The sequence below is a fragment of the Rhizobium sp. NZLR11 genome (genome assembly GCF_019685115.1).
Taxonomy (GTDB): domain Bacteria; phylum Pseudomonadota; class Alphaproteobacteria; order Rhizobiales; family Rhizobiaceae; genus Rhizobium.
Genome location: NZ_JABDWD010000004.1, coordinates 87,722 through 114,213, shown reverse-complemented (window position 1 = coordinate 114,213; position 26,492 = coordinate 87,722). Strand labels below are relative to the sequence as shown.

Sequence of the window (26,492 nt, the reverse complement as noted above, 5' to 3'; positions counted from 1 at the left end):
TCTCCTGAAGTCTCAGATCGGACGATCGGTCACGATTTGCCGGGCTTGTTCAAGTTTGGCGCGGGCGGCGGCATAACGTTCTTTGTTTCGCTCGCCTTCGGCGACCACCTTGTCGGCGATATTGCGCAGCCGCTGCGCGGTGCCGAGCACCAGATCGGCATCGGCAAGCCGGGTCTCGCCGGCCGCCCTGACCGAATTGACCGAAACATCCTCCAGCACCTCGGATCCATATTGCTGCAGCGACGCACGCAGTTCACGTCGCATCGTGTTCATCTGCTGGATCGACTGCATTTGGAAGAGCGCGTGCAGGCGGATCAGCATCGATTTGATGTCGTTGAATTCCGCATTGGCCGAGGTGACGGTATCTGCAAGGGTGGCAAGCGCTGCACCCCGGGCAATGCCGATCGAGTCGAGGTCGGCCGGCGCCTTGGCATAGGCGGTTTCGAGAACGAGGACCCGGTTCTGGAAGATATCGCGCTTCTGCGAGAAGTCGCGGGCTTCCTGCACCTTGAGCGGATCGCCGGAAGCCGCCTCTTCCATCAACCGGTCGAGCTCGCGGCCGGCATCGGCAAGGATGCGTCTTCCGGCCTCAACGAAAACGCCGAGAGACACGATCGTATCGCGATATCCCTCGGCCAGCGTGCTCATGCGCGACACTTCGAGAATGAGCTTGCTGCTCTCCTCCTCGATCTCAGCCTCCATCGGCCTGACCAGATCTCCGAGGGATTTGGCCTTGCTCTGCAGCATGCCGCGAACCTCGTCGGTCACCGATTTGAGGCGCTTGGCGGGGTCGCCGAGACCGACGGCCGTCAACAGGCGTTCGAGGAAATTGCCCTTCAGCTTCTCGCGGATGCTTGCTTCGAGCCCTTTGAGATCGGCGTCATTGATGCCGTCCCGGATCGTCCGGAACAATTCGAACAGCACCGGCGACTGCGCATTGGTGATCTGGGAAAGGATGGCATCGAGCTTGGCGCCGAAGCCGCCGATGGCTTCCTGGCCGAAGGTAATCAAATGATGCGGCTCGACCGTTGCCAGCCTGTACCGCTCTGCGAGGTCGCCGACCTCGCCGGCTTTCTCCGGCGGAAGAACGACCGTCACCACGGCCGGCAGGCCGCCGGTCGAAAGCGCGGGCATCAAGCCCGGGCTGGTCTCGAGGCTCTTCGTGTTCGACGCACTTGGCTCCGACATGCCGTCAATCCCCTTTGTTCGGCCTTTATCCTGCAGCCCGCCGGCGCAATTCCCAAACGCACGGAAAAGTTGAGAATCTTAGTTGTAAAATCGGCGAGAATGTAACCGACGGCATCGCACTGGGCAACATATCATCCACGAACCACAGTCGATTTGGCAGCGCTGTATACCTCGCATAAATCAACTTCTATGCGGCGCGCCTAGTCCTTTTGCGGCGTCTCCGACACCGGCGTCAGCGCTGCACCTTTCTCGAACCAGGCAATGAGATTGTCGGCGACCAGATCGGCCATCGCATTGCGCGTCGGCACCGATGCGGAAGCGACATGCGGCAAGAGCACGGCATTGGTCGGCTCCAGCAGGTCACCCGGCACGGTCGGCTCTTCATAAAAGACATCGAGGCCGGCCGCCCCGAGAGCGCCGGCGGCAAGCGCCGCGCTCAACGCCGCCTCGTCCACCGTCCAGCCGCGGCCGACATTGACGAGAATGCCGTTCGGGCCGAGTGCTGCCAGAATATCGGCGTCGATCGTCTTATGCGTCTGCGGCGTCTTCGGAACGATGGCGATGAGCGTGTCCACCGCTTCCGCTAGCCCCTTCAGCGTCGGGTGATAATCGTAGGGTGCATCGGAATGTCGCGACCGTGTGTGGTAACTGATCTTCACCTTGAACGGCTCCAGCCGCTTGGCGATCTCAAGCCCGATGCGGCCAAGGCCATAAAGCCCGACATGACGGCCCTTGAGCGAGAAGCGCGACAGCGGATAGGTCGCGCCCGGCTTCCAGTTGCCCGCACGCAGCCAGGCTTCGGCCCGCGGCAACTCGCGAACGGTATTGAGCAGCAGGGCGATCGCCGTATCGGCGACCTCGTCGTTCAGCACATCAGGCGTGTTGGTGACGACGATGCCTTTCTCGGCGGCTTGTTTCACATCGACGCCGTCGTAGCCGACACCGAAATTGGCGATCACCTCGACATGCGGCAGATGGTCGATCCAGGCGCCGGGGAACGGGCCGGAGACAGCGACACCGCGGATGCGGGCGGCAGTCCCGTCGTCGAGGGCAAGCCTTTCCTCCCGGGCGACGGCGATGATCTCAAAACGATCCTTCAGCCTTTCGATAACACGCTCGTGTATCTTCCCGGGAACGAGAATGGCGATGCGGGACATGGCTTTTCCTCTTGGATGACCGTCTTGGTTCAGGCGCGGGGCCGATGAGGGCTGGTGGACTGACGAATGCGCATTTCCGGTTTGATCAGATGCATGCCGTCGGGCTCGTGGCTGCCGGCAAGGCGATCGAGCAGCGCCCGCGCCGCCAGGCGACCGACCTCGGTCTGGCCGTTCCAGACGGTCGTCAGCGCCGGGGTGGCGATCGAAGCCTCCTCAAGATCGTCGTAACCGGTGACGGAGATGTCGCGTCCCGGCACCAGGCCGGCGCGCGCAATGCCGTTCATCAGGCCGATCGCCACGAGATCGTTCCAGCAGACGGCGGCCGTCGGCTTCTGTGGCAACGAGAGGAAATGCACGGCGGCTTCGAAACCGCCCTGCTTCGAGCGCGGGCCGGGAATGCGCAGGTTCGGATCGACTTCGATGCCGGCCTTGCGCAGCGCATTGACGTAGCCCTGGTAGCGGTCGCGGCCGGTGGATGTCTGGTCCGTGCCGCCGATCATCGCAATCGAGCGGTGGCCGAGGCCGATCAGGTGGTTGGTGGCAAGCGAGATGCCATAGCTGTCATCGCCGCGATAGGTCGGCAGGTCTTGGCCCTCCATCGAGCGCGCAACCAGGATCGCCGGCATGCCATTGTCTTCCGCCAGTTGCACGTCCTCAGGCGGCGTGCCGATCGCCGGCGACATGATGACGCCGTCGCCGCCGAGTTGCAGGAGCGTCTCGATGAAGGTGCGCTGCTTCTCGACATTGTCGTAATGATTGGAAAGGATGAAGGTGTGGCGGCTGCGATCGAGCTCGCTTTCGATCGCCTTCAGGATCTCCCCGTAGAAGGGGTTCATAATGTCGTGCACGACGACGCCGATGATGCCGGAACGCGAGGTGCGAAGGCTGGCAGCGCGGCGATTGTAGATATAGCCGAGCGCGCGCGCCTGTTCCTTGATCTTGTCCCGCGTATTGCTGGCGACGAGCGGACTGTCGCGTAAGGCAAGCGATACGGTCGCCGTTGAAATGCCGAGCGTTTCGGCGATCGTCGAAAGCTTGATCTTCTGGACCACGTGTCCTCCTCCAGGCAGCACGCAAGCAGCAAGAGCCGCCGGAAAACCGGCGTGGCCCTTAAAATGTTTAATTAAAAGATTTAATCGGTGGAAGCAATTCGTCTTTCTGCGAAATTTCAGTCTTCATCCGGATCTTCGATATGAAGAGCTTCGGCCTGCAGATTGGCATCGATCGCCTTCAGCAGGCGGACGAGATTGCGGATTTCCTTTTCGGAGAATTCCAGCGTCGCCAGCCTGTCGCAGGCCGCGGCCGCCATCTCGATCCCCTGCACGCTGCCACGGCCGAGCTCGGTGAGATAGACTTTGGTGAGGCGCGCATCCTCGGCGTCGGGCTTGCGCTCGAGGAAGCCCTGCGCCTCCATGCGGCCGATCGTGCGCGTCATCGTCGGCGCCTTGACGCCGAGTTTCTGGGCAAGGCCGCCGGCCGTCATGCCGTCGCTCTCGGCAAGCGAGTGGATGACGCCGTCCTGGCCGGCATAGAGCCCGCTTTCGAGAAGGTTGCGCGAAAGCACCGTGCGCATGGAGCGAGCCGCCTGGGTGAGCGCTGGAGAGAGGTCGACGAGCGTATACTCGGTCTTGTCCTTCTTCTTGGACTTGTGCTTCTTGCCGTCCTTCTGCTTCTTTCCCATAGCCATCCCTTTGATCTTTAAGCCTTGGCGCCGCTGCGATATGACATTGCCCAGGATCTCGTCATAAACAAGAGGCAACGACTGGATGATGACGCCTTCGCCCCGTTTCGAAGACAGCGACCCGGCCTCTGCCGTTGACGTGCGTCGCCTGATCGCCGTGCTGCCGCTCGGCGCTCATGAACAGCACGGCCCGCATCTGCCCTTCGAAACCGACACGCTGATTGCGGAAGGCATCGCCAGGCGATTGAGGATGGCCCTACCGGCTGGCCTTCCCGTCACATTCCTGCCCGCCGAATCCGTCAGCTATTCCATAGAGCATATGAATGTTGAAGGAACGAAGACGCTTGCCTTCGGCGAAGCGGTGGACCGCTGGCTCGGAATCGCCGAAGGCTTGGCGAAGCAGGGCATCCGCAAATTGGTGATGTTGAACGCTCATGGCGGCAATTCGCCCATCATGACCATTGTCGCGACCGAGGCGCGGGTTCGCTTTGCCATGCTGGCGGTGGCGACGAGCTGGACCCGCTTCGGCCTGCCCGATGGCGTCATCCCGCCGGAGGAAAAGGCGGTCGGCATCCATGGCGGCGATATCGAGACCTCGGTGATGCTGGCGCTTCATCCGGGCAGGGTGGATATGACGAAAGCGGCGGATTTCCCTTCGCGACAGAGTGAATTTGCCAGGCGTTTCAAGCATCTGCGCGCCTATGGGCCGCACGCCTTCGGCTGGAAGATGTCGGATCTCAACGCAGAGGGCGTGACGGGCAACGCCGCGGCGGCGACGGCTGAAAAGGGCGAGGCGCTGATTGCGCATGCGGTCAAGGGACTGGTGGAATTGCTGGAAGATGTCGATGCCTTCGATGTCACGCAGCTCCGGTGAATGGCCATCTGGGCCTGACGGATGATGTGATCTTATAACATTATAAAACCCTTTGAACTGCCGCGCCCATGCCATTATATGAGACCAACCATTCAAGCAGCCGATCTGAAGCTACTCGGCCGCACGCCTAATCCTAGAGGTTCTCATGACCGACGCGATTCCCACCCAGAAGCCCATTCCCGTTACCGTGCTTACCGGTTATCTCGGCGCCGGCAAGACGACCTTGCTCAACCGTATCCTTTCCGAAAATCACGGCAAGAAATATGCGGTCATCGTCAATGAGTTCGGTGAAATCGGCATCGACAACGACCTGATCGTCGAGTCGGACGAAGAAATCTACGAGATGAACAATGGCTGCGTCTGTTGCACGGTGCGCGGCGACCTGATCCGCGTCGTCGAAGGCCTGATGCGCCGTCCCGGCCGCTTCGACGGCATCATCGTCGAAACCACCGGTCTTGCCGATCCGGTGCCGGTCGCCCAGACCTTCTTCATGGACGATGATGTGCGCGCCAAGACCGAGCTCGACGCCGTCATCGCCCTGGTTGACGCCAAGCACCTGCCGCTGCGTCTGAAGGACAGCCGCGAGGCCGAAGACCAGATCGCCTTCGCCGACGTCGTCGTCATCAACAAGACCGACCTCGTGACTCCTGAAGAACTTGATGTGATCGAGGACATCGTCCGCGCCATCAACCCGGCCGCCCGCGTCTATAAGACCAGCCGCTCCGGCGTCGACCTCGCTCGTGTGCTCGATCAGGGCGCCTTCAACCTGGAGCGCGCGCTCGAAAACGATCCGCATTTCCTCGAGCACGGCCATGACGACCATGTCTGCGGCCCGGATTGCGATCACGACCATCATCATCACGATCACGATCATGATCACCACGGGCACGAGCATCATCACCATGGCGCCATGTCGGCGATCCATGATGTGACGGTGCAGTCGGTATCGCTGCGCGGCGGCGAGATGAACGCGGAGCGCTTCTTCCCCTGGATCCAGAAGGTCACCCAGACGCAGGGACCGAACATTCTCCGCCTCAAGGGCATCATCGCCTTCAAGGATGATCCCGAGCGGTACGTCGTCCAAGGCGTGCACATGATCATCGAAGGTGATCACCAGCGGCCGTGGAAGGAAGGCGAAAAACACGAAAGCCGTCTCGTCTTCATCGGCCGCGATCTCGACCGTGAGAAGCTTGAAGCTTCCTTCAAGGCCTGCGAGGCAGCCGCCTGATGCCGACAGTTGCACCGCTTGATCTCGACGGCCACGTTCTGGCCGTCGAATTTTTAGGTGATGTCCCCTTCTTCGCCAGCGCCAACGGCACGTTTCACCGGCTGGACGGCGGCGACAGGGTTTCTGAAGCCCATCAGGGCATGCTCACCGCCATCCGCGATCCCTATAGCGAGAGCCTGATTTCGGGCGGCGAGGATGGCAAGGTGCTGCGCATTTCAGCCGACGGCAGCGTCAGCGAACTCGCCACCGCGCCGCGCAAGTGGATCTCGCAGGTCGCGGCCGGCCCGCAAGGGGCCATTGCCTATTCCTACGGCAAAAGTTCGCTCGTGCGCCTTGCCGACGGGACGACCAAGGAATTTGCAGAGGAGCGCACGGTCGAGGGCCTTGCCTTTGCGCCGAAGGGCCTGCGCATCGCGGCCGCGCGGTATAACGGCGTGTCGCTGCACTGGATCGGCACGACCGCCAAACCAGTCGATCTCGAATGGAAGGGTGCGCATACCGGCGTCACCTTTTCGCCGGACGGTAATTTCCTCGTCACTTCGATGCAGGAAAACGCGCTTCACGGCTGGAAACTCGACAGCAAGCCGGGCTCCGAAGCCCGCCACATGCGCATGACCGGCTACCCCGCCAAGGTCAAATCGCTCTCCTGGTCGGTCAAGGGCAAATGGCTCGCCTCGTCTGGCGCGCCGGCCGCCATCGTCTGGCCCTTCCAGGGCAAGGACGGGCCGATGGGCAAGGCGCCGCTCGAACTCGGCACTCGCGCCAATATCATGGCAACCGCGGTGAAATTCCATCCGCTCGAAGATATCCTCGCCATCGGCTTCATCGACGGCATGATTCTGGCCGTCCGCATCGCCGACAGCAAGGAGGCGCTGTTGCGCCGCCCCGGCAAAGGCGCCGTCACAGCGATGAGCTGGAGCAAGAACGGCAAGCTGCTCGCCTTCGCTTCCGAAGCCGGCGACTGCGGCGTCATCGATATTTCGGCTTGACGCACATTGGCGGCAACGGACGATATCCTATCGGGCCTGAAGTCGTGACGCTCACCGCCGACCACATGCAAGCCGTAGCCGGAATCAGGCGTGTCTCCCTGCGGCAACGACTGCCTTGGCTGCCGGATCTTCATACGCCCGAAGAGGAAGAACAGTACTGGCGCATGCATCTGCTGCCGAATTGCACGATCCTTGGCGCCGCCTTGGAAAACCGGCTCGTCGGTGTCATCGCCTATGGCGACGGCTGGATAGAGCAGCTTTACGTTCTCCCGGATTTCCAGGGTTTGGGCACCGGCTCTCTGCTCCTCGGCTGTGCCAAGCAGGAAATGGACAAGATCAGGCTCTGGCCGTTTCAGCGCAATACCGGCGCACGGGCGTTCTAGGTACGACACGGTTTTGCCGCCGAGGAGGAGACCGACGGTACTGATAATGAGGAAAGAGAGCCGGATGTGCTCTATTATTGGCGCAGGCTTCCGGAGCTGATGCCCGGCCTGCAACCGTCTGGCGGCTAGAATAACGGACTAACGCCGCAAAGTGGCGGGCATGCCAAATGTCTTGGCTGGCCAAATATGTGCCCCGCGCAGGCGGCGTCTTGCGCCGCCTCGGACAGAGGAAACGGGAATGTCGAAATCGACCGACCTCGGTTTGGCCGAGCAACAGTCGCAGCCTTCGGACGGCGCATCCGTCTGGGCCGTCATCCGCGCCGAGGCAGTTGCGCTTGCCGGACGCGAGCCGATTTTGCAGCAATTGCTTGCGGTGCAAATAACCAATGCTGCAGGCAACAAAGAAATCATCGCCCATGTGCTGGCCGCGCGGCTGTCCGCGACGCAGGTGGCAACTGGCGATCTGTTCGATCTCATCCTGTCCATGCTTGATGATGATATCATGCGGAAGATCGAGGCGGATCTTGTTGCCGTGCGTGAGCGCGATCCGGCCTGCACGACATTTCTGCACGCGCTCCTGAACCTCAAGGGGTTTCATGCGCTGCAGACCCACCGCATCGCCCACGCGCTCTGGAACGCCGGCCGACCGGAGATCGCCAGCTGGCTCGCCAATCTCGCCTCGCTAGTCTTCGGCCCGGATATCCATCCGGCCGCGCGGATCGGCGCTTCCATCATGCTTGATCACGGCTCGGGCATCGTCATCGGCGAAACGGCGGTGATCGAGGATGAGGTATCGATCCTGCAGAATGTCACGCTCGGCGGCACCGGCAAGGAGACTGGCGATCGCCACCCGAAAATCCGCCACGGCGTGATGATCGGCGCGGGCGCCAAGATCCTCGGCAATATCGAAATCGGCGCCTTCAGCAAGGTCGCCGCCGGCAGCGTCGTGCTGAAGCCGGTTCCGGAGCATTGCACGGTCGCCGGCGTGCCGGCAACGCTCGTGCGCGTCCACCGCGCCGACGAAATCCCGGCCGAGACGATGGACCAGAATATCTAGGATCACTTTGAGATGGGCGAGTTCGCGCCGTTCCTACGCGGCTTGGTGCGTTTCTCCGAAGGCTTCGACCCGGTTGCGGCCTTCGCGTTTCGAACGATAGAGTGCCTCATCCGCCTTCTGAATCAGCCTTTCAAAATCTCCGCCGTTTTGCCCACACGCGGCAACGCCGATACTCAGGGTCGGAAAGACGGCCAGATCGGGGCACTGCATCACGGCGGCGGCGAAGGCGAGACGGATGCGATCGGCAATCACCATAGCATCTTCGAGGGAGACATTTTTCAGCACGGCAAGAAACTCATCGCCGCCTTGACGGGCGAGCAGATCGTCCGAGCGCATGATGCCTCTCGAAACGCTGGCGAAAAGCCGCAGGATATCGTCGCCGGCGGCGTGGCCATGCCGGTCGTTCAACTGCTTGAAATGGTCGATATCGATGATGAGCAGCGATACCGGCTGCGAACCGAGAGTAGGCAGATGCTGGGCAAGGCCACCGCGATTGAGCGCGCCGGTCAGCGGGTCGCGGTGGGCGAGTTCAGTCAGCTGATTTCGGCTGCGCTCGGCGGCCATCAGCACCATGGCCATGCTGCGAAGCATGATGAAAGCAACCGCCGATACCGCCATCCAGCTATGGACCACACTGCTGCCGAATGGATCCGGCCCGCCGATTTCGCCGGTCGCCGCAAGAAGACTGCGAACCGCAAAGATCGAGGCAGTGCAAACATACAGGCCGACAAGCAGGGCTGCCGAATACAGCCTCTCGCACCGGGCAATACGGATTGCCTCCCTTGCGACGGCAAGGTCGCAGAGGCAGCAAATGACGGAGACATAGAGAAGCCTCGCCGACACTGCCGAAGGATCTCTGACAATAAGTGCGACAGGCACGCTGACGAGAACGATGGCAAGCCAGAAATAGCGCTGCTCGAGCGCTCGTCCCGAAAAGACGCGCACGGCAAAGAACATCAGCATGTAGCCGGCGATGGTCACCACGTTACCGCCGTCGATCGAGACGGAGTAGGGAACGAGATTGCGCAAGGCGACGAGGAAAGAACCGAGGCCGACAAGAATGTTGCTCAGGCCCCACCACAGCGGCCACCTCTCGAAGCGGCCGGTCGCATAGGCTGCAAGCTGGAGCATGCCCTGCACGAAGCAGCTCACGGCCACAATGAAATAGATTGTCCTGAGATCCAGCAGCATGACGCTTTCCCGAAATTCTCGGGGAACGTACAGGAAGCGTTTTGCGGTTTGATTGGGGGCTTCGCTAAAAGTTTAACGATTACGGGTTTTTCCCTGCTGCAGGCGATTGTGTTGGCATCTTCACAGGGCATCCCGGTAACCATGCGCCGCGGTACCCAAAAGAATAATCCGCGCCGCAATCACGGCAGGCCCGCCTGCCTCCATGATCAAACGGCGCGGATATTGCCGGCTAGGCGGAACGAGTCCGACCCGACCGGCTGTTGCTTCAGGCTGCGCGGCGAACCGGCGCGCCAGCCAGCATGCGCCCCGAGGGGACGATCATGCCGGCCGCGCCGTCGAGCCAGCCTTCCGTCAACTCGAGCGCCAGAAAGCGCGAGCGTTCGAACGGACCCGGCATGACAAGATGGCGAGCCTTCTCGGCAAAAAAGCCGAAACGCTCGTAATAGGCAGCATCGCCGACGAGCAGGACGGCGCCATGTCCGCGCTTCTTGGCTTCGAGGATCGCCGCGCGCATCAGCGCCGAACCGATGCCCTTGCCGCCGAGATGGGGCGCAACGGCGAGCGGACCGAGCAGCAGCGCATTAATCGGCGTGCCCTCGTCATTGACGCCGGCCTCGATGTTCCAGAGCCGCACCGAGCCGATGACATGGCCGTCGCGATCGCGCGCGACCAGCGCCAGGCCTTCGGCCGGAATGCGGTTGCGGCGGATCTTTTCCGACGACTTCTTGCGGCGATCGGCGCCCATGACGCGGTCGAGCAAGGTCTCGCGGGCTACGACATCCGAGGGATTTTCGGCGTCGATGGCAAAAGTGGTAGGCGCAAAGAATGCGCGGACAGAATCAAGAACAGCGGCCATCTTGGCCTCCCGTACCCAATACCGTTATCAGCGGCGATGAAGGAAAATTGTGAATTTGCCGCCCCGGCTGGTTACGGGGCCGGCGGAAACGATCTTAGATGACGTAGGCCTTCAGCGGCTCGAAACCGTTGAAAGCGACGGCCGAATAGGTCGTCGTATAGGCGCCGGTGCCTTCGATCAGGACCTCGTCGCCGATCGAAAGGGAGATCGGCAGCGGATAGAGGTTCTTCTCGTAGAGCACGTCGGCCGAATCGCAGGTCGGGCCGGCGATGACGCAGGGCTCCATCTCGTCGCCGTCGTGATCCGTGCGGATCGGATAGCGGATGGCTTCGTCCATCGTCTCGGCGAGACCGCCGAACTTGCCGATGTCGAGGAATACCCAGCGGGCATCGTCATTGTCCGACTTCTTCGAAATCAGCACGACTTCCGCCTTGATGACGCCGGCATTGCCGACCATGCCGCGGCCCGGCTCGATGATCGTCTGCGGGATCTGGTTGCCGAAATGCGTTCGCAGTGCCTGGTAGATCGACTTGCCGTAAGCTTCTGCGGACGGAACGTCGCGCAGGTACTTGGTCGGGAAGCCGCCGCCCATGTTGACCATCTGCAGGTGGATGCCCTGCTTGGCAAGCGATACGAAGACGCGCTTGGCATCAGCAAGCGCCGAATCCCAGGCATCGACCTTGGTCATCTGCGAACCGACATGGAACGAGACGCCGTAGGACTGCAGGCCAAGCTGATGGGCGTAGACGAGAACGTCGACAGCCATCTGCGGGACGCAGCCGAACTTGCGCGACAGCGGCCATTCGGCGCCTTCGCCATCCGTCAGCACGCGGCAGAAGACACGGGCGCCGGGAGCGGCGCGCGAGATCTTCTCGACTTCCTCGTGGCTGTCGACAGCAAAGAGGCTGACGCCGAGCGCATGCGCGCGGGCAACGTCGCGTTCCTTCTTGATCGTATTGCCAAAGGAGATGCGAGCGGCTGTCGCACCGGCTTCGAGCGCCATTTCGATTTCGGCAACGGATGCGCAATCGAAATTGGAGCCGAGGCCTGCAAGCAGCTTCAGCACTTCGGGGGCCGGGTTGGCCTTGACGGCGTAGTAGATGGCGCTGTCCGGCATTGCGTGACGGAAAGCGTGGAAATTGTCACTGATGACGTCGAGGTCAACCACGAGGCAGGGACCGTCGGGACGTCGGGTTGCGAGAAAGTCGCGGATGCGCTGGGTGGTCATATCGATTCCCTCTTCCAGTTCCAGAGCTCCGGCATGAACCGGAGGACAAAGGGCATACGAGAACCCGCATTGGAACCAGCCGGTGGAGACCCCGGAACCATAGCAAGCGCTCGATGCGCAGATAGTGAACCAACGCCGCCATGCGGTGTAAGTTCGGCTTTGTCTGCCATGGATTGGAGGGAGAATCCCAACCGCACTTCCGGCAATGATGGTGTGCCTCTTCAGTAACCCCCGCTGATGGAAAGCAGGGAGAGAACAAAAAGGCCCGCACCGTCGTTGCTTCAGGCGTCCTCGCATTTTCCGGTTGGCCGGAATAGCGACTGGAGGGGTTAATTCCAGGTACCTTACCGATTTCCTCACCAATTCGAGGGTTCGGCGGACACCCATGGGCACGTGCGACTTTGGGCTGATGTGGAAATAAGAATATTCGCCTTCATAATCAAGCGATTTTTTGATCGCGGGCCAAAAAAATAATTGAACAAAACGAGCCGATTTGTTCAACATTCCGAAACAGCGTAAGGGACGTCCATGGATACCTTGACCCGCATACGTGCTTTCATCGATGTCGTCGAAGCCGAAGGCTTTTCCGCCGCCGCGCGGCGCACCGGCCGCTCCAAGGCGCTGCTCTCCAAATATGTGCGCGAATTGGAGGATGAGCTCGGCGCGCTGCTCCTCAACCGCACCACCCGGCAGTTCTCCATGACCGAGGCCGGCCATACCTATTACCGCACCGCCTCCGATATCCTCAAGGAGATCGACAACCTCGCCGATCTCGTGCGCGAAAACAATGCGCAACTCAAAGGACGGCTTCGCATCTCAGTGCCGCGCACCTTCGTCGATGCCGATGTTGGCCAGTCGCTGATCGATTTTGCCAAGGAGAATCCGGACCTTTCGCTGGAGATCGCCGCCGACGACCGGTTTGTCGATCTGATCGAGGAAGGCTTCGACGTGGCGATCCGCATCACCAAGCTCGAGGATTCCGGCATGATCGCCCGCAAGATCTCCGATTTCCGGATCCATCTTTGCGCCACGCCGGAATTTCTCGAGCGCTATCCCAACATCGAGCATCCCACCGATATTTCCAACGTCCCCTTCATCGTCGATACCAATGCGCGCACCCAGGCGAGCATCCGCTTCCACAACCCCGACAACACCTCGTTCGCCGTCGCCGTTTCCGGGCCGATAGAGGTCAACAGTCCGCATGCGACATTGCGCGCCGCGCTCACCGGCATCGGTATTGCCTTCATCCCGGATTTCATCGCTCGCAAGCCAATCGAGAGCGGTGAACTGGTCACACTGTTCAATGACTATATCCCGACCGACCGCGGCATCTATGCCGTATATCCGCACCGCCGCTACCTGCCGGCCAAGGTGAGGATCTTCGTCGACTACCTCAACAACTGGTTCAAGAAACATCCGTAGCGCCGGCCTTGCGGATGCGACATCGCGACCCGCGGCTATCTGAATCCAGTAGGGAATCCGGTCCCAATTCCGTCCCAATTTCTGGCAAGAAGTCAGGGTCACCGAACAGGGCAGCGGGATAGATGAGATATTCGACGATACTGATGGCCGCGCTTGCTTCACTGGCGCCGGCCGCCGCCCTTGCCCATCCACACATCTTCGTGGAGGCCCGCCTCGAGGTCGTGGCCGACAAGGATGGCAACATCGAGGAACTGCGCAACGTCTGGCGCTTCGACGAAGTCTTCTCTTCCTCAGTGGTCATGGATTTCGACAAGAACACCGACCTGAAGCTGGAGCCGAACGAACTCGCGGAGGTCGGGAAAACGGTGAAGCAGTCGCTTTCCGAATACGATTATTACATGAACCTGACCATCAACGGGAAGAACATCACCGTTCAGAAGCCCGACATCATCCATGTCGACTATAAGGACGGCCAGCTCCTGATGTTCTTCGCGGTCAAGCCGGCGGAGAAGATGCCGCTTAAGGGCAGGCTCACCTTTGGCGTCTACGACCCGACGCTCTACACCTCAATCGACTTTCCCACCGACGACGAACTGGCAATCGTCGGCGACGGCTTCAAGGCCTGCAAGCGTCAGGTGGTGCGACCCGATGCCGACCAGGTGATCTCGCAGAACAAGCAGTCGCTGACGGACGCCTTCTTCAATGATCCCACCGGCACCAACATGTCCAAGCTCTTCGCCACCCGGCTGGAGGTCACATGCTGACAAAACGCCTGCCCTTCATCTTTTCCGCCGCTGCCTTGACGCTCCTGACGGCGGCAAGCCTTGTCCATGCGCAATCGCCGCTCGGCATCGGCACGGCGGAGCCGAGCTTTCAGCCGACCGGCGGGCCGCTCGCACCGCTCTTGCTCTATGTGAACTATGAGCAGCAGGCCTTCTACCGGGCGCTGACCGGCGCATTAAAGGGCATGCGCCAAGACCCGTGGCAGCTAACATCGCTGATCGGCCTCTCCTTCGCCTATGGCGTCTTCCATGCCGCTGGCCCCGGCCACGGCAAGGCGGTCATCTCCTCCTACATGATCGCCAACGAGATCGAGCTGAAACGCGGCGTGGTGATTTCCTTCATTTCGGCTTTCGTCCAGGGCGTGGTGGCAGTGGCGCTGGTTGGCGGCGCCTGGCTGGTGCTGCGCGGCACCGGCATCACATTGACGGCGGCGACCCATGCGATGGAGATCGCAAGCTTCGTCATGGTCATCCTCTTCGGCGGCTGGCTGCTATTTCGCAAACTGCGCTCGATGGCGGGCAACATGCCGCGCCGCCGTCTGGTGGCGACGCCAGCCGGTCCGGTCAGCATAATGCTCGATTGGAAGGACAATGCAGCCGAACGCCAGGCCTATGCCTTCAACGGCAAGGCGCAGCCTGTCGACGCGGGCCATACCTTCGTTCCCGGCATGGCCTGCGAAACCTGCGGCAATGCCCATGTGCCTGATCCGGCCCTGCTCGCCGGCGACAGGTTCAGCGCCCGCGAGGCCTGGTCGGCGATTGTCGCCGTCGGTCTTCGCCCCTGCTCCGGCGCATTGCTGGTGATGACCTTCTCGATGCTGAACGGGCTCTATCTCGGCGGCGTGCTGTCGGTCGCCGCCATGTCGCTAGGCACGGCGATTACCGTTTCGCTGCTTGCCACGCTTGCAGTAACCGCCAAGAGTGCCGCTGTGCGCCTCTCCGGGCGCGGCTCGACCGCCTCGATCTGGATCGGCAATGCCATCGAAATCCTCGGCGCCGTGCTCGTCATGCTGATGGGCGCCCTGCTGCTCGCGGCATCGCTGCAGGGATAGGCCTACTTTCCCCTGCTCCGCTGATAGCGCGCTCGTAGCCAGAAGACCGCGAAAAACGCCAGGATCAGGCAGGCGCCGACTGCGATGCCGAGCATCGGCGAGAAATTGCCGATCCACAGAACGATGCTTGGCAGGAAATAGATGACCAGGCCGGCGCCGAACAGGATGGCGGCGGCGGCAATGGCCTGCGAGCGGCTCTCCGGGCTCACGCGAGCCTTTCCTTTTCCAGATCGGCACGAATATCCTGCAGGCGGCGGATCTGGTTGCCGGCCGCGTCGAAATTTTCCGGCGAAAGCCAGGTTTCGAAGGCATCGTTGATCAGCGGCCATTCCGTGTCGATCATCGAGAACCAGGCAGTGTCACGGTTGCGACGCTTGGAGATCATGTGCTGGCGGAAGACCCCTTCGAAGCTGAAGCCGTAACGGGCGGCCGTCGTCTTGCTCGCCTCGTTGTTATTGTCGCATTTCCATTCGTAGCGGCGGTAGCCGAGATTCTCGAAGACATGCTTGGCCATCAGATAATGCACTTCGGTCGACAGCGGCGAACGCTTCATCTCAGGCCCATGCGCTACCCCGCCGATTTCGACCACGCCGTTTGCCGGGTCGGCGCGCATGTAGTTCGCCATCCCCAGAATCTTGCCGGTGGCATTGTCGCGGAAGATATGGGTGAGCCAGCCGGACTTGGTATAGACGGTTTCCAGCCAGTTAGCGAAATCCTCGATACCGGAAAAGTCGTCTTGAGCAAAATAGAGAAGCAACGGGTTGATGCCCATGCCGCCAAGCCCGTCCCACAGCGCTTCGAGATGTTCGGCGCGCCGATAGGGTTCGACGGTGACGAAACGGCCCTTCAGTGTGACCGGCTTCGGCGCCGGACAGCCCTTGAAATTTGCAAGATCGCGCATGTTCACTCCCCTTTATCCGAAGAGTGGATAGGCCAGCCGCCCGACAAAGGCAACCGGCCGACTTGTTACTGTGACCCAATCACTGGGACCCCATCACTGGGACAAGGTAACCTTGGCGGAGGCGACCGTCGCCTCGATATGATCGACCAACTGGTCGGCAAGGCCGAGCCTGCCGGCAAGCAGATCGAGATAACCGCGCTCGGCGCGCGAATCCGGCTCGATGGTGAGCCGCGAGGCGGTGTAGAGTTCGACGCGCTGTTCTTCCGTCGTCGCGGCGGCCACCAGCGCATCGATATCGGTCGGCGACGCAAGTTCGCGCTCGATAAAGGCGGCGGCTTCGCCGCTGACATCGGCAGCCTTGACCTTGTCCATGATCAGGGCGCGTTCGGCATCGTCGATATGGCCGTCGGCCTTGGCCGCGGCGATCATCGCGCGGATCAGCACCAGCACGAATTCATTGCTGCCGGCTGGTGACGTCGGCCCGAAACCGGATTCGACAGGCGGCGGCAGGAGAACCGGATTGTTTGCCGAGGGTGCATCCGAAGGGGCTGCGGGCGCTTGCCCCGCCTGGTAATTCTTGTAGGCCTGATAGCCGAGGCCGGCAATGGCGGCAAGCCCGCCGATCGCCAGTGCATTGCCGGCAATACCGCGGCCGGTCTTGGTGCCGAGAAGCGCGGCGGCGATCGCACCGGTCGCCAGCGGGTTGTTCCTGGCCGTCTGGACCGCATCACCCGCCCTGTCGCGGACCGAACCGCCGAGACCCGGCACCTGCGAACCCAAGAACTGGTCGAGAAGCTTCCTTGCGTCGAACATTCCTCGTCATCTCCCTGTTTGAGGCTGGAAGCGTACATAGGTTTGCGACGGCTGGAATACAAATATGGGGTTGAGCGGGGTTGTAGCGTGACGCTCCCCGCCGCCTACCGACCTCAGGCCTTCAGCGCCGCCGCTTCTGCCGCGAGCTTGGTGATCCCCGCCCAGTCGCCGGCTGCGACCAGCTCCTTCGGCGCCACCCAGGAGCCGCCGACGCAGATGACGTTCGGCAGCGAGAGATAGTCATTGGCGTTCTTCAGCGAAATGCCGCCGGTCGGGCAGAACAGCGTGCCGGCAAGCGGCGAAGAGAGCGCTTTCAGCAAGGCCGCGCCACCGGCCTGCTCCGCCGGGAAGAACTTCAGCACCTGGTAGCCTTCTTCGCGTAACGCCATGACTTCGCTGGCGGTCGCAGCGCCGGGAAGCAGCGGCACATCGGAATCGGCAGCGGCATCAAGCAGTTCCTGCGTCGTGCCCGGGCTGACGATGAATTTCGAACCGGCCTCGACGGCGGCTTCCCAATGAGCGGCATTGAGGATCGTGCCGGCGCCGACTTCGGCGCCCTCGACCTCAGCGGCGACGGCGCGTACGGCCTCGAGTGCCGCCGGCGTGCGCATGGTGATCTCGATCGCCTTCAGACCGCCCGCAACGAGCGCGCGGGCCAGCGACACCGCCGATTTCACATCGTCGACGATCAAGACCGGAACGACAGGCTGGAGTTTCAGGATGGAAAGGAGCTTCTCTGTTTTCTCGCCCATGGTCGCGCGACCTCCTTGAAACGATTGAATTCGTCCCCGAATAACGCCCCCGTCGAACCTTGTCGAGATAAAACCAGACCACATGACAAGATGGGTAGGAAATGCGTGGAAATTGGTCTACCGTGCCGCAATCGTCACAAAAGGTTCACCGATATGGCGAAAGAGATCGAGCGGAAGTTTCTCGTACGCAGCGATGGATGGCGTTCCGCCGTCGAGACGAAGTCTGTCCTGAAGCAGGGTTATATCGCCTCGATGGACGATCGTTCCGTCCGCGTGCGTATCCTCGACGACAGGAAGGCGAAACTGACGATCAAGATCGGCCGCAGCGCCATCACCCGCGACGAATTCGAATACGACATCCCAATCGCCGATGCCAAAGAGCTTTTGCAGAACGCCATCGGCATCGTCATCGAGAAGACGCGCTACCGGGTTCCGCACGAAGGCTTCGTCTGGGAGGTCGATGTCTTTGCCGGCGAGCATCGTGGGCTGGTGATCGCCGAGGTGGAGATGACGGCGGAAACCGACGATCCGGCTCTGCCCGCCTGGCTCGGCCGCGAAGTGACCGGCGATTCCCGCTATTCCAACCAGGCCCTCGCCACAGAATATGGGCACGACAGGCATGGGCTATCGCATTCGGCCTGACGCCGATTTTACCGACGAGTTCCGCAGCGTCGCGACTGAGCAATTGGAACGCGCCGTCATGATTCTGGAGGAGCGGCCGGACGGCGCACATAAGGCGATCCATTCCTTCCGCAAGAATCTGAAACGATTGCGTTCGCTCTACCGCCTCGTGGCTCGCAAGGTGCCGGATTTTCAGAGCCTCGAAAACGCCAGGCTGCGCGATGCCGCGCAGTCGCTGTCTGCAATCCGCGACGCTGCCGCCCTCATCGGCACGGCGCAATATCTGCAGCATGCAGCCCGCGGGAACGAGGAGAGCGAGGCGCTCGTCCGTATCGTCACGATTCTCGAAGGCCGCCGTGACTGGATGGTGGAAGCCGAAAGCGGCCTGGAACGGCGGCTGAAGGAAACCTCCGACGTCCTGAAGGAGGCGATCACCGCCCTGGATGCAGTCTCCTTTGATGGCGGCCACCGCAAGAATGCCCGCATGCTGGCAAAGTGCTGGCGCCGCACCGCTGGGAAGGCCAAGGCAGCACTCGCAGCTTGCCACGGCGAGGCATCGGCCGACGATTTCCACGATCTGCGCAAACGCACCTACGACTATCAGCTTTATCACGGCCTTTTGCGCGACGTCTGGCCCGGCGCGATGAAGGCCAAGCGCGATGCGGCCAAGGAGCTCGCCGAGGATCTCGGCCACATTCACGATCTTGCCGTGCTCTCCGAACTGGTCGAGGCCGAGCCGCAGCTCTTCCCCCGCAATGACGACCTCGCCCATCTGCTCGACGCCATCATCTTTCGCCAGCAGGAGGACCGGCGACAAGCGCTTCTCAAAGCCAAAACCGTCTTCGCCGACGATCCCGACGAGGAAGCGCAACGCATCGAGCTTCTCTGGCTGACGGCCGACGGTTGAGAGGCTACGCCGGCGCATCTGAAATTTCCCAAGGTAAATCTATTGACCTCGACCAATCTTGAGGTCCTAGCCTCCGTTGGTCAAACAAGCAGAGCCCTGACCCGTGAGGAAGAAATGACCGCCGAAAACGCCGCGATGCCAATGGTGCTCGGACTCTACGAGACCCATCTGACCGTTGCCGATCTCAAGACCTCCACCGATTTCTACCGCGATGTCGTCGGGCTCAAACCGGCGGCCTCATTCGAGGAGCGCAAAGTGGCTTTCCTCTGGGTAGACGACAGGAAGACCGGTATGCTTGGCCTCTGGGAAACCGGAACCGGCCCCCTGAAGATGCGGCTGCATATCGCCTTCCGCATGACCGCCGACGGCGTGCTGCAGGCGCCCGCCATACTCAAGGCAAAAGGTGTTGAGCCACTCGGCTTTACTGGTGAACCGGTGACGGAGCCGGTGGTTCTCGGGTGGATGCCGGCGCTGTCGATCTACTTCAAGGATCCGGACGGACACTCGATCGAGTTCATCAGCCTTCTCGACGACATCCCCGACCGAAGCTTCGGCGTGCGGCCGTTTTCCGAATGGCAGGCACGAGCATAGTCGTTCGACCGCCAAGGCCGCCAACCGGCGAAGGCAATTGCGCGAGCCGCCGATTTTCTGTATTTCCGCTCGATGACCGACAGCCTCACACCCATCAGCCCGTTCCTCGTGGCCGCACTCTACCATTTCGTTTCCGTGCCGCGCTTTGCCAGCCTGCACGGCCCGCTGCAGACGCTTTGCGAGGAGAACGGCGTCAAGGGGACGCTGCTTGTGGCGCATGAGGGTATCAATGGGACGATCGCCGGCCCGGATGCCGGCATTTACGCCGTGCTTTCATTCCTGCGCGCCCAGCCGGAATTTTCAAGCCTGGAGCATAAGGAAAGCCGCGCCTTGAAAATGCCTTTCCTGCGCATGAAGGTGAAGCTGAAAAAGGAAATCGTCACCATGGGCGTCGAGGACATCGACCCCAACAAGGTGGTCGGCACCTATGTCGCGGCGAAGGACTGGAACGCGCTGATTTCCGATCCCGATACGATCGTCATCGACACCCGCAACGACTACGAAACGGCAATCGGCACCTTTCGCGGCGCGCTCGACCCGAAGACCAAGACTTTCCGCGAATTTCCCGATTGGGTGCGCGACAATCCCGGCCTGCACAACAAGCCGAAGGTCGCCATGTACTGCACCGGCGGCATACGCTGCGAGAAGGCAACCGCCTTCATGAAGGCTGAGGGCTTCGACGAGGTTTATCATCTGAAGGGCGGCATTCTGAAATATCTCGAGGAAGTGCCGCAGGAGGAAAGTCTCTGGGATGGCGCCTGCTTCGTCTTCGACGAACGCGTGTCCGTCGAGCATGGGCTGCAGCAAGGCGAACACAGGCTATGCCACGCCTGCCGCAACCCGATCACTTCAGAGGAAGTCACCTCGCCGGACTACGAGGAAGGCGTTTCCTGCAGCCACTGCTACAACACGCGGACGGAAGAAGACCGGCTGCGTTATCGTCAGCGGCAGCACCAGATCGCCCTCGCACGAAAGCGCGGCCAGCGGCATATCGGCAGCTGAGCCGATATTCAGGGGATCAGCCTCGCTGCCTGAGGGAGGCGTTGCCGGTCAGGCTGCGCCGATGCGGCGCCGGGCCGCCGGCTCCGCTGCGCGTCGCTCGTTCAGCATCTCGGTGATAAGCTCGGCCGTCACCGGCTTTCCGAACAGATAGCCCTGCAGGCAATCGCAGCCGAAGAGGCGCATGGCGATTGCCTGCTCCTCGGTCTCGATGCCTTCGGCCGTCACCGGAATGTCGAGCGAGCGGGCAAGCGCCACCGTCGCCTGCAGCATCTCGCGCTGGCGTTTGTCCTCGTTGACACCCATGACCAGCGAGCGGTCGATCTTGATCCGGTCGAAACCGAACTGCCTGAGATAACCGATCGAGGAGAAACCGGAGCCGAAATCGTCGAGCGCCACTTTGACCCCCAGCGCCTTCAGCCGGTCGATCGACTGGCGGGTACGCTGCGGATTCTGAATCATGTAGCCTTCGGTGATCTCGAGCGTAATACGGCCGGCCTCGATTTCCGTTTGTTTCAGCACGTAGCGCACATAGTCGGCAAAGGCGGGATTGCGGAACTGGCCGGGCGAGACGTTGACCGAGACGTTGAGTTCCGGCCATTGCTTGGCTGTCTCGCAGGCCTTTCGCAGCACGAACAGGCCGAGCGATTCGATGAGACCGCTGGTCTCGGCGATCGGGATGAATACCTCTGGTGAAACAGGCCCGTGACCCGGACGGTTCCAGCGTACCAGTGCTTCGACACCGGTCGGCGCATGGGAGACCGCATCGATCAATGGCTGGTAGGCCAGCGTCAGGTCGCCGCTCTCGATGGCCATCCGGAGATCGAGTTCCAGCGCATTGCGCTGCTCTCGATCCGCATCCATCGACGGATCGTAGAGCATCATCCGCGCGCGGCCGGCCTCCTTCGCCTTGTACATGGCAAGGTCGGAGCGGCGCACCAGTTCTTCACGCTCGATCATGCCGCAAGGCGACATGGCGATGCCGATGCTTGCGCCGACGACGACAACGCGGCGACCGATCTCCAGCGGCTCGACAAGAAAATCGAGGATCTGCTCGGCAAGCTGCAGTGCGGCGGCATTCTCGCTGTCGGAGAGAAAGGCGATCGCAAATTCATCGCCGCCGATCCGGGCGAGAACTGCGCCTTGCGGAATGAGCACGTCGAGACCGGCCGCAACCGCGCGGATCAACTGGTCGCCAGTGCCGTGGCCATAACTGTCATTGACCTCCTTGAAGCCATCGAGGTCGAGATAGAGGAGCAGCACGTTGCGCTTGGACTGGCGCGCCTCGACGACGAAGCGGTCGACGGCAAGCCCGAGACCATCGCGATTGGAAAGACCGCTCAGCCGGTCACGCAGCGCCTCCTCGCGGGCGCTGTTTTCCTCGGCCTTCAGCCGGCGGCCGGCAAGCCAGCCGATGACCAGCAACACCACGAAGAACAGACCGACGAGGCCGAGCGCCTGCAGGACCATCGGCCGCACCTGTGCGTAGCCGACATCACCCGGTGAACGCGAGGTCCAGACGAGTTTTTTGAGCGTTCCCCCGGCCGGATCGACGATCGGTACGAAATAATCGGCCTCGAAGCTCGCCGACGCCAGCTTCAGCCCGCCGATGACATAGGTCTGGCCGAGCGCCGCCACCCGGTCATTGTCGAGATGGCGGGCAAAAACGAGATAGCGGTGTTGGCCGGCGGGCACATCCAGCGCGCCGGATTTTTTCCGCACCAATGCGACGCCGACAGCAGCGACACCGCGTTTGGTGGTGACGAACCCGACCGCTTGGGGCGTACCGGCCGGGCCGGCCGTCTTCGCCGTCTCGAACAGGGTCCAGAGCGACGGCGCGAAGAAATCCGCGAGCGGCTCTTCCATCGGCTTGCCGTCGCGATAGGCCATGATCGGCGTCTTCCCGTCATCGATGATGATCGCCATGTCGAAAAGCGCGCTGTTGACCGACATCTCGCCGTAATTGCTCACCGTCCAGGCCATGCCATCGGGCGAATAGACGTTGACGGCGGCATCGTCCCAGGCAGCGTAATCGTCGAGTGTCGCGCCAAGCTGGTCCTCGAAAGTCTTCAACGCCCCGATCGTCGTTTCGCGCGAGCGCTCATCATCGAGGAGATTGGCATTTTCGGCCACGCGTTCAAGCGCCGTCAGCACCATGACGGTGACGATTGCGACGATGACGGCAAAGGAAAAAAGCACGCCCGTAACGGCAATGTGACGGCCTATTCCCAATCCCTTGCTCTGCGGCTTTCCGGCTGTCTGCATTACGGCTCCCTGACCGTCAGACTTTGCCAGCCAAGGGTTCAAAAACGTTTAAGCAACCGGCTGTTGCAGGTTTCGAACGATCTATTTTTCTGCCTGGATTGCCATCGCGAAATGACGGCAAGCAGCATCGACTCGCCGTGCCGCGCCGGAGAGCTTAAATGAGACGCAATAGACTCCAAACCGGCGCCTATATCAGGCCGACGGCGCTAACCCGGCCTGTGATTGCCCTTCGGGAATTTGGCAGCAAGTTCGCGGTACCATTTGCCGCTCTGTTTTATTGTGCGTACCTGGGTCTGATAGTCGACATGGACGAGGCCGAAGCGCATGCGGTAGCCTTCGGCCCATTCGAAATTGTCCATCAGGCTCCAGGCGAAATAGCCGCGCATGGGGTAACCACCCTTGATCAGACCGGCCACCACATCGAGATGGTCACCGAGATAATCCAGACGCATCCTATCGTCGACCTCGCCGTCGATGATATCGGTGTTGTCGCAGGCGCCGTTCTCGGTGATGTAGCATTCCGGCAGTTCGTACCGGCGGTAGAGGTCCTCGATCAGGAGCTTCAATCCCGGCGCATAGATTTCCCAGCCGATATCGGTCTTGACGTCGCTTGCCGGCGGCGCTTTCACCGTCCACGGGAAATCGCCCTTGCGTTCGGCATCGTCGGTGACCCGCTCGGGCGTGTAGTAATTCAGACCCCACCAGTCGAGTTTCTGGCTGATGAGCTTCATGTCGCCGTCCTCGATGGCGGGCATGCGGTCGCCAAGCGCCTCGACGAATTCTTTCGGATATTCGCCCTTGAAGACCGGATCGAAGAAGGCGCCGTTGTGGAACTGGTGCGCCCTTTCGGCGGCTGCAAGATCGGTCGGGCTGTCGGAGCCGGGGATGATCGAAGCGGCGTTGAGCACAAGCCCGACGGGCACATCGGGGGCTTCCGAGCGGATCGCCTCGACGCCGAGGCCGTGGGCGAGGTTCATATAATGCATGGCGTGAAGGGCGGCCTGCATTTCGCGTTCGCCCGGAGCATGGATGCCGTAGAGGTGGCTCAGCCAGACGATGCACCAGGGCTCGTTGAAGGTCGCGACCTTATCGAGGCGATCGCCAAGGCGGTTCATCACCGTCTTGGCATAGCGCTGAAACGCATAGGCGGTCGAGCGCGCCGTCCAGCCGCCGTCGCCGGCGAGCAGCAACGGCAGATCCCAGTGGTAGAGCGTCGCGTAGGTCTTGATCCCCCGCGCCTTGCAGCCGTCGACCAGCCGATCGTAGAAATCGAGACCGGCCTCATTCACCGGACCCGTGCCGTCGGGGATAATGCGCGGCCAGGCGATCGAGAAGCGATAGGCTTCGACGCCCATCTCCTTGATGAGATCGAGGTCCTGCTCCAGTCGGTTATAGTGGTCGCAGGCGACGTCGCCATTGTCGCGATGATAGACGCGGCCGGGCATATTGCAAAAGGCATCCCAGATCGATGGCTTGCGGCCGTCGGCCTTGCTGGCCCCTTCGATCTGGAAGGCGGCGGTGGCGACGCCGAAGGTGAAGTCGCCGGGGAAGCGCTGTGCGAGTTTCTGCGGATCGATCATCTTAAAATCCTATCTCTAGGTTGGCCGTTTGCGCGGGATTTAGCCAAGCGTGAAGGCAAAGTACAGGCTGGCAGCGAGAAAAACTGCAACGTTGCAGGAAGTCCCCTCTTCCCGTCTGCCCGCACTCATAACGGCAATGTCAGCAGGCGTGACTTGCTGTTGAGGCCACGATCCTTACACGGGAAATGGCATCACAAATGTGAAAGGAATCCCATGCTCTCTTCGGTCCATCTGCTGCAGCCTCATCTGCTGAGCCTGCTGCGCATCGTCTCGTCACTTGTACTTTTCAGCTACGGAACGCAGAAGATTTTGCATTTTCCGGTTGCGGCAAGCGTGCCGGCCGCGGGCTCGCTCTCCTGGATTGCCGGGCTTATCGAACTCACCCTCGGCTTCCTGGTCCTGGTGGGATTCCAGACCCGTATCGCAGCCTTCGTGCTCTCCGGCCTGATGGCCTTCGCTTATTTCATCGGGCATGCGCCGAAAGGCATCTACCCCGCGCAGAACGGCGGCGTCGCGGCAATCCTGTTCTGCTTCGTGTTTCTATATCTGGTGGCGGCAGGCGCAGGACCGTTGAGCGTGGACAACCTGCTGAAGCGTGGCCGCACGGCCGCAGCCTAATCACCATAAACAAAAACGCCGAGGCGACTTTGAGCTCGCCTCGGCGTTTTTCATTGGGCGACGCGGATCGGCAGATTCAGACCTTGACCCATGCGCCGTTTTTCTTGGAAGAGGCGACGCAAGCCTCGACAAAGGCCACACCCTTCACACCGTCATCGACAGTAGGGTAGACCACTGCCTTGTCGACGGCCTTGCCCTTCTTGCGGGCATTGATCGCATGCGCGGCTTCGGTATAGATCGTCGCGAAGGCTTCGAGATAACCCTCCGGATGTCCAGACGGCACGCGCGAGACGCGGCCGGCAGCCGCGCCCGAACCGGCGCCGCCCCGGGTGATCAGCCGCTTCGGTTCGCCGAACGGTGTGTACCAGAGGTAGTTCGGGTCCTTCTGAGTCCATTCCAGCCCGCCCTTGGAACCGTAGACGCGGACCATCAGGCCGTTTTCATGGCCGGGCGCCACCTGGCTGCACCAGAGCATGCCCTTGGCCGGCTTCTCCGAGCCCTTGGCCTTGAAGCGCAGCATCACATGGGCGTTGTCATCAAGCCGGCGGCCGGGAACGAAACTGTCGAGATCGGCAGCGAGACTGTCGAGCTCCAGGCCTGACATGAAGGCGGCGAGATTATAGGCATGCGTGCCGATATCGCCTGTGGAGCCGCCGACGCCGGATTGTGCCGGATCGGTACGCCAGGCGGCCTGCTTCTGGCCGGTCTGCTCGACCGCCTCAGTCAGCCAGTCCTGCGGATATTCGGCCTGGACGACACGGATATCGCCGAGTTCGCCGTTCGCGATCATCTCGCGCGCCTGGCGGACCATCGGATAACCGGTGTAATTATGCGTGAGCACGAAGAGCGCGCCGCTCTCGTCGGCAATCTTCTTCAGCTTCTTCGCGTCAGCAAGGTTCGATGTCAGCGGCTTGTCGCAGATGACATGGATGCCGCGCTTCAGGAATTCCTTGGCGGCGTCGTAATGTACATGGTTCGGCGTGACGATCGCCACCGCCTCGATGCCGTTCTTCAGCTTTGCCTCGCGGATCGCCATCTCGCGGTAGCTGGAATAGGTCCGCGACGGATCGAGGCCGAGATCGCGGCCTGACTGAACCGCCTTTTCAGGCGTCGACGACAGCGCGCCGGCGATAAGATCGTACTGATCGTCGATGCGTGCCGCGATCCGGTGCACCGCACCGATAAACGCGCCGGCGCCGCCGCCGACCATGCCGAGGCGGATCCGCGGCTCGCGGGTCTGTTCCGATGATGCTTCGATTGCCATTCTGTCCTCCTGAAATTTAAAACTTGGTGCGGATGCGCCCCTCATCCGGCTGCCGCCACCTTCTCCCCGCAGGCGGGGAGAAGGACGATGCCG

26 protein-coding genes and 1 pseudogene are annotated in these 26,492 nt (G+C 61.6%); 13 read left to right on the top strand and 14 right to left on the bottom strand.

Features of this window, described 5'->3' with window-relative positions; all coding sequences use genetic code 11:
* Positions 1-12: 12 nt before the first annotated feature.
* The 4 genes from HJB83_RS09205 to HJB83_RS09190 form a co-directional block, all read right to left on the bottom strand.
* Positions 13-1,188 (bottom strand): Toxic anion resistance protein (TelA), encoded by a 1,176-nt coding sequence (locus tag HJB83_RS09205; RefSeq protein WP_207581818.1) that lies wholly within the window; start codon positions 1,186-1,188, stop codon positions 13-15.
* A gap of 200 nt (positions 1,189-1,388) precedes the next feature.
* Entirely contained in the window at positions 1,389-2,345 is a 957-nt protein-coding gene (locus HJB83_RS09200) for a 2-hydroxyacid dehydrogenase (RefSeq protein ID WP_221131740.1), read from the bottom strand.
* 29 nt (positions 2,346-2,374) lie between these two features.
* Positions 2,375-3,397: a LacI family DNA-binding transcriptional regulator gene (locus tag HJB83_RS09195; protein WP_007631775.1), complete on the bottom strand. Its 1,023-nt coding sequence runs from the start codon at positions 3,395-3,397 to the stop codon at positions 2,375-2,377.
* A gap of 116 nt (positions 3,398-3,513) precedes the next feature.
* The gene (locus HJB83_RS09190; RefSeq protein WP_207584377.1) at positions 3,514-4,026 is read right to left on the bottom strand and encodes a MarR family winged helix-turn-helix transcriptional regulator; all 513 of its coding nucleotides are present in this window, start codon (positions 4,024-4,026) and stop codon (positions 3,514-3,516) included.
* Between the two features lie 85 nt (positions 4,027-4,111).
* On the opposite strand from HJB83_RS09190, the gene HJB83_RS09185 reads away from it, so the two are divergent.
* From HJB83_RS09185 to cysE, 5 genes and pseudogenes are all read left to right on the top strand, one after another.
* Entirely contained in the window at positions 4,112-4,900 is a 789-nt protein-coding gene (locus HJB83_RS09185) for a creatininase family protein (protein WP_221131739.1), read from the top strand.
* A gap of 145 nt (positions 4,901-5,045) precedes the next feature.
* The gene (locus tag HJB83_RS09180) at positions 5,046-6,128 is read left to right on the top strand and encodes a GTP-binding protein (protein ID WP_207581821.1); all 1,083 of its coding nucleotides are present in this window, start codon (positions 5,046-5,048) and stop codon (positions 6,126-6,128) included.
* On the top strand, positions 6,128-7,117 hold the full coding sequence (locus tag HJB83_RS09175; protein ID WP_221116613.1) for a WD40 repeat domain-containing protein: 990 nt from the start codon (positions 6,128-6,130) through the stop codon (positions 7,115-7,117). The genes HJB83_RS09180 and HJB83_RS09175 overlap by 1 nt, the downstream gene beginning before the upstream one ends.
* Before the next feature lie 6 nt (positions 7,118-7,123).
* A pseudogene (locus HJB83_RS09170) lies at positions 7,124-7,629 on the top strand (GNAT family N-acetyltransferase).
* Between the two features lie 109 nt (positions 7,630-7,738).
* Positions 7,739-8,557 carry a serine O-acetyltransferase gene (gene cysE, locus HJB83_RS09165; protein WP_207581823.1) on the top strand — a complete coding sequence of 273 codons (819 nt, stop codon included), beginning with the start codon at positions 7,739-7,741 and terminating at the stop codon, positions 8,555-8,557.
* Between the two features lie 33 nt (positions 8,558-8,590).
* Here cysE and HJB83_RS09160 read toward each other — a convergent pair whose 3' ends face one another.
* The 3 genes from HJB83_RS09160 to odc2 form a co-directional block, all read right to left on the bottom strand.
* The gene (locus HJB83_RS09160) at positions 8,591-9,748 is read right to left on the bottom strand and encodes a GGDEF domain-containing protein (protein WP_207581824.1); all 1,158 of its coding nucleotides are present in this window, start codon (positions 9,746-9,748) and stop codon (positions 8,591-8,593) included.
* Positions 9,749-10,013: 265 nt separating this feature from the next.
* Positions 10,014-10,604, bottom strand: a complete 591-nt coding sequence (locus HJB83_RS09155; RefSeq protein ID WP_221116611.1) for a GNAT family N-acetyltransferase — start codon at positions 10,602-10,604, stop codon at positions 10,014-10,016.
* Between the two features lie 94 nt (positions 10,605-10,698).
* Entirely contained in the window at positions 10,699-11,832 is a 1,134-nt protein-coding gene (gene odc2 / locus HJB83_RS09150; RefSeq protein ID WP_207581826.1) for an ornithine/lysine decarboxylase, read from the bottom strand.
* Between the two features lie 528 nt (positions 11,833-12,360).
* Here odc2 and HJB83_RS09145 point away from each other — a divergent pair.
* The 3 genes from HJB83_RS09145 (at position 12,361) to HJB83_RS09135 (ending at position 15,088) form a co-directional block, all read left to right on the top strand.
* Positions 12,361-13,254, top strand: coding sequence for a LysR family transcriptional regulator (locus HJB83_RS09145; RefSeq protein WP_207581827.1), 894 nt, complete (start codon positions 12,361-12,363; stop codon positions 13,252-13,254).
* A 122-nt stretch (positions 13,255-13,376) separates the two neighbouring features.
* On the top strand, positions 13,377-14,018 hold the full coding sequence (locus tag HJB83_RS09140; protein ID WP_221116608.1) for a DUF1007 family protein: 642 nt from the start codon (positions 13,377-13,379) through the stop codon (positions 14,016-14,018).
* Positions 14,012-15,088: a nickel/cobalt transporter gene (locus HJB83_RS09135; protein ID WP_207581829.1), complete on the top strand. Its 1,077-nt coding sequence runs from the start codon at positions 14,012-14,014 to the stop codon at positions 15,086-15,088. Before HJB83_RS09140 ends, HJB83_RS09135 begins: the two co-directional genes overlap by 7 nt.
* Positions 15,089-15,090: 2 nt before the next feature.
* On the opposite strand, the gene HJB83_RS09130 is transcribed toward HJB83_RS09135, so the two are convergent.
* The 4 genes from HJB83_RS09130 to HJB83_RS09115 all read right to left on the bottom strand — a co-directional run bounded on the left by HJB83_RS09130 (position 15,091) and on the right by HJB83_RS09115 (position 17,554).
* The gene (locus HJB83_RS09130; protein ID WP_221131738.1) at positions 15,091-15,297 is read right to left on the bottom strand and encodes a hypothetical protein; all 207 of its coding nucleotides are present in this window, start codon (positions 15,295-15,297) and stop codon (positions 15,091-15,093) included.
* The gene (locus tag HJB83_RS09125) at positions 15,294-15,989 is read right to left on the bottom strand and encodes a GNAT family N-acetyltransferase (RefSeq protein ID WP_207581831.1); all 696 of its coding nucleotides are present in this window, start codon (positions 15,987-15,989) and stop codon (positions 15,294-15,296) included. Before HJB83_RS09125 ends, HJB83_RS09130 begins: the two co-directional genes overlap by 4 nt.
* Before the next feature lie 93 nt (positions 15,990-16,082).
* Complete coding sequence (locus tag HJB83_RS09120; protein ID WP_207581832.1) at positions 16,083-16,802, bottom strand: tellurite resistance TerB family protein; 720 nt, start codon at positions 16,800-16,802, stop codon at positions 16,083-16,085.
* 113 nt (positions 16,803-16,915) lie between these two features.
* The gene (locus tag HJB83_RS09115) at positions 16,916-17,554 is read right to left on the bottom strand and encodes a 2-dehydro-3-deoxy-phosphogluconate aldolase (protein ID WP_207581833.1); all 639 of its coding nucleotides are present in this window, start codon (positions 17,552-17,554) and stop codon (positions 16,916-16,918) included.
* A gap of 153 nt (positions 17,555-17,707) precedes the next feature.
* On the opposite strand from HJB83_RS09115, the gene HJB83_RS09110 reads away from it, so the two are divergent.
* From HJB83_RS09110 to HJB83_RS09095, 4 genes are all read left to right on the top strand, one after another.
* Positions 17,708-18,196 (top strand): CYTH domain-containing protein, encoded by a 489-nt coding sequence (locus HJB83_RS09110; protein WP_221116605.1) that lies wholly within the window; start codon positions 17,708-17,710, stop codon positions 18,194-18,196.
* Positions 18,174-19,082 carry a CHAD domain-containing protein gene (locus HJB83_RS09105; protein ID WP_221159549.1) on the top strand — a complete coding sequence of 303 codons (909 nt, stop codon included), beginning with the start codon at positions 18,174-18,176 and terminating at the stop codon, positions 19,080-19,082. Before HJB83_RS09110 ends, HJB83_RS09105 begins: the two co-directional genes overlap by 23 nt.
* Before the next feature lie 114 nt (positions 19,083-19,196).
* Complete coding sequence (locus HJB83_RS09100) at positions 19,197-19,673, top strand: VOC family protein (RefSeq protein ID WP_207581836.1); 477 nt, start codon at positions 19,197-19,199, stop codon at positions 19,671-19,673.
* Positions 19,674-19,745: 72 nt separating this feature from the next.
* On the top strand, positions 19,746-20,675 hold the full coding sequence (locus HJB83_RS09095; RefSeq protein WP_221131737.1) for a rhodanese-related sulfurtransferase: 930 nt from the start codon (positions 19,746-19,748) through the stop codon (positions 20,673-20,675).
* A gap of 48 nt (positions 20,676-20,723) precedes the next feature.
* On the opposite strand, the gene HJB83_RS09090 is transcribed toward HJB83_RS09095, so the two are convergent.
* Together HJB83_RS09090 and HJB83_RS09085 are read right to left on the bottom strand one after the other, a co-directional pair.
* The gene (locus HJB83_RS09090) at positions 20,724-22,937 is read right to left on the bottom strand and encodes a bifunctional diguanylate cyclase/phosphodiesterase (protein WP_221131736.1); all 2,214 of its coding nucleotides are present in this window, start codon (positions 22,935-22,937) and stop codon (positions 20,724-20,726) included.
* Positions 22,938-23,143: 206 nt separating this feature from the next.
* Positions 23,144-24,517 carry a GH1 family beta-glucosidase gene (locus HJB83_RS09085; RefSeq protein WP_221131735.1) on the bottom strand — a complete coding sequence of 458 codons (1,374 nt, stop codon included), beginning with the start codon at positions 24,515-24,517 and terminating at the stop codon, positions 23,144-23,146.
* Positions 24,518-24,730: 213 nt separating this feature from the next.
* Between HJB83_RS09085 and HJB83_RS09080 the strand changes: the two genes are divergently transcribed.
* Positions 24,731-25,135 (top strand): DoxX family protein, encoded by a 405-nt coding sequence (locus HJB83_RS09080; RefSeq protein ID WP_207581840.1) that lies wholly within the window; start codon positions 24,731-24,733, stop codon positions 25,133-25,135.
* A 76-nt stretch (positions 25,136-25,211) separates the two neighbouring features.
* Here the strand turns inward: HJB83_RS09080 and HJB83_RS09075 are convergent, their stop codons facing one another.
* Complete coding sequence (locus HJB83_RS09075; protein ID WP_207581841.1) at positions 25,212-26,399, bottom strand: Gfo/Idh/MocA family protein; 1,188 nt, start codon at positions 26,397-26,399, stop codon at positions 25,212-25,214.
* Between the last annotated feature and the right edge of the window lie 93 nt (positions 26,400-26,492).